The sequence below is a fragment of the Halobacillus sp. BBL2006 genome (assembly GCF_000786645.1).
Classification (GTDB): domain Bacteria; phylum Bacillota; class Bacilli; order Bacillales; family Halobacillaceae; genus Halobacillus.
The window spans coordinates 1-3,190 of sequence record NZ_JRNX01000052.1; the positions used below are offsets into that span (position 1 = coordinate 1).

The window sequence follows — 3,190 nt, forward strand, 5'->3', positions numbered from 1 at the left end:
TGGATTTATCAGCGAAAAAGTGGATTTATCAGCGAAAAAGTGGATTTATCAGCGAAAAAAAGACAAAGGGGCATCCCCTTTGTCTTTCCTCTTTTACCTTCTACGTCTCTTTGGCTTACGCGTTGGACGCTGCTGCTTGACTGACTCTTCCTCCTCCCGCTTACCCGGAGCAAGAGTATCAATCGAGCGACGCTCTATTTTTTGTTGAATTAACTTTTCAATATCACGAAGCGCTTGTTTATCTTTCGGTGCTGCGAACGTAATCGCTAATCCTTTTCCTCCAGCACGCCCTGTTCTTCCAATTCGATGAATATAACTTTCAGCATCCTGAGGGATGTCGTAATTGAACACGTGTGTGACACCTTCTACATCCAGACCACGGGCGGCAACGTCTGTCGCGACCAGATATTGAATTTTGGCGTCGCGGAATCGCTGCATAATTTTTTCCCTTTTAGCTTGCGAAAGGTCACCATGAAGTTCATCCGACTCAAATCCTCGGCTGACGAGTGCTTCGTTCAACTTTTTCGCTCTCCGCTTCGTGCGGCAGAAAATCACGGCTAGAAAAGGTCTATGTTCGCTCATGATTTCGATCAACGTATCTTGCTTAGCCCGGTCCGTTGTTTCATATAACAATTGCTTGATCCCCGTCAGCGTAACTTGTTCTGCTTTGACAGTGATTCGCTTCGGTTCCCGCAAGAATTTTTTCGCAAGTGAATTAACTTGCTGAGTAATCGTTGCCGAAAAAAGCATCGTCTGTCTATCTCCAGGAGTTTGCTCTAATATTTCCTGGACATCAGGCAAAAAGCCGGCTTCAAGCATTTGATCTGCTTCATCCAATACGACTTGCTGAACGGATTCTAAAGAGACCGTTCCTCTTCTCATATGATCCATCAGGCGGCCAGGTGTTGCAATGACAATGTGGGCTTGTCCATTCAGGCGATGTGCTTGTTTTGCAACATCCTGCCCTCCATAAACAGCTAAGACGTCAATGTCCTCAGACTTCAGCTTCTTCACTTCACGGGTGATTTGCAAAGCAAGCTCACGTGTTGGTGTGACGATTAATGCTTGAACGAAAGGCTGGGATGGCTCAACTTTTTCCAGGATAGGCAGCACAAAAGCGAACGTCTTGCCTGTTCCTGTTTGCGCTTGTGCGATGACATCTTGACCATTTTTCAAAACAGGAATGGCTTGTTCCTGAACGGGCGTCGGAGCAGCAATTCCATGGTGCTTTAGTTTTTCTATGAGAACGGGAGAAACTCCCATTTCTTTAAATGAAGGATTCATTATTTCACTTCTTCCTATTTAGACTATCTTTGCAATTATACAGGATTGTGCTCACTTATGTACGGATGTATTCAAATTGAGGAAAAAGAATTCTAAAATTATGGAGAGATATTCTTATATAGCGGGGAGAGATTCTAAATAGATTGGAATGATTATAAAAAACATTTATTCTCAACTAGCTTCAACTGATTGTTATATAACTCTTCAATAAAAAGAAGGAGGCTGCCTGACGTTCAGACAACCTTCCGTCAATCAAACATCTTTTTTCGAAATATACCAATCAATGTATTCAATGCCCTCTTCTTCTGCGCGTGCAGCCGCTTCCTCTTGTGACTTCGGTGGCGACACGACCGCCTTGTCTCCTTCCGTCCAATTGGCCGGCGTGGATACACCATGCTTGTCCGTTGTCTGTAGCGCTTTTACCAAGCGTAAAATTTCCTGCATGTTGCGGCCAGTCGTCAACGGATAGTAAATGATCGAACGGATTTTCTGCTTATCATCAATGACAAAAACAGCGCGGCTCGTCTCGACCTGACTTTCCCCTGGCATAATCATGCCGTATTTCATCGCTACTTGTTTATCTAAATCAGCAATGACCGGAAATTCAATATTCGTGTTGAAATTCTCTTCGATGCTGCGGATCCAGGCGATATGTGATGGGACACTGTCTACGCTCAGTCCGAGCAGTTCCGTGTTCAATTCTTTCAAATCTGGATAGATTTCTTGGAACCCGACAAATTCAGTCGTACATACAGGCGTGAAGTCAGATGGATGGGAAAATAGCACAAGCCACTTCCCTTTATAGTCTTTTAATTTTATGTTCCCTTGACTAGTAGCTGCTTCGAACGATGGAGCATCATCGCCGATTCTCGGCATCATGACTGACTCTTGCTTCGTTTCTGTCTGTTCCATGTTTCATCCTCCTTAATCGAATTAGAAATACTCTCACTGGTACTGGTACCACACCAGATATAGATTAATCCTAAACTTTAGGAGAATGAATCAAAAGTCATATCCATAAAATTCTGTCTTCACTTTTAAGAAATCACCTCATGCCAACGTCTGATTTCCCATATAGTAGTAAGAGATGACATGGAAGGAGGATATCGTCCATTGAATATAAAGGTAAGGAGCGGGGATACTCTCTGGTACTATTCCAACCTCTTCAACTTGCCGCTTGCACTCATTCTGGATTCTAACCCGCAAGTGAACCCTTCAGGATTGATGATTGGTCAAACCGTAACTATTCCCGGTTATCAAACGAGCAACTATACGATCCAAAGTGGAGATACTTTTTGGAAGATTGCCAGCCAGCGAAGGTTGTCTGTCGATGCTTTAGCCTTGCTTAATCCAGATGTGAGCCCAAGACAATTGCAGGTCGGACAGACCATTCGTGTTCCCGTCCGTGTCACTTATCGAGTTGTAGATGGAAATCAACCTTATGATTATCAGCTTTTACTAAGAGATCTCAAAGACCTAACGGAAATCTATCCTTTCATCCGAACCGAAACCATAGGGAAAAGTGTGATGGGAAAAGATCTTACAGAGCTTCAAATTGGACGTGGTAATAAGGTCGTCCACTGGAATGGGTCATTCCATGCGAATGAATGGATTACAACGGCTGTCATCATGCAATTTTTAAATGATTACTTACTTGCCCTGACGAATAGAGAAACGATAAGAGGTTTGGACATCAATCCGTACTATGATCAAGTTACAATATCACTCGTACCGATGGTAGATCCTGATGGGGTGAATCTTGTGTTGAATGGTCCTCCTGAAGGGGCATTCGGAGATGAAGCTTTACGAATTAATAAAGGGAACACCGATTTTTCAGGCTGGAAAGCGAACATTCGCGGCGTCGATTTAAACAACCAATATCCTGCCAAATGGGAGGTGGAGGCTG

3 protein-coding genes are annotated in these 3,190 nt (G+C 43.6%); 1 reads left to right on the top strand and 2 read right to left on the bottom strand.

Going from position 1 to position 3,190, the window contains the following annotated elements; translation table 11 throughout:
- Positions 1-93 precede the first annotated feature (93 nt).
- Both LD39_RS02075 and LD39_RS02080 read right to left on the bottom strand, forming a co-directional pair.
- Positions 94-1,284, bottom strand: coding sequence for a DEAD/DEAH box helicase (locus tag LD39_RS02075; protein WP_035542374.1), 1,191 nt, complete (start codon positions 1,282-1,284; stop codon positions 94-96).
- A gap of 252 nt (positions 1,285-1,536) precedes the next feature.
- Positions 1,537-2,196 carry a peroxiredoxin gene (locus LD39_RS02080; RefSeq protein ID WP_035542375.1) on the bottom strand — a complete coding sequence of 220 codons (660 nt, stop codon included), beginning with the start codon at positions 2,194-2,196 and terminating at the stop codon, positions 1,537-1,539.
- Positions 2,197-2,397: 201 nt separating this feature from the next.
- On the opposite strand from LD39_RS02080, the gene LD39_RS02085 reads away from it, so the two are divergent.
- Positions 2,398-3,190 (top strand): LysM peptidoglycan-binding domain-containing protein (locus LD39_RS02085; protein WP_035542378.1); only part of this gene is annotated, 793 nt, incomplete at its 3' end.

Coding starts and splice junctions, on each gene's coding strand:
- LD39_RS02080 (WP_035542375.1), bottom strand. CDS start 2,196: ATGGAACAGACAGAAACGAAGCAAGAGTCAGTCATGATGCCGAGAATC.
- LD39_RS02075 (WP_035542374.1), bottom strand. CDS start 1,284: ATGAATCCTTCATTTAAAGAAATGGGAGTTTCTCCCGTTCTCATAGAA.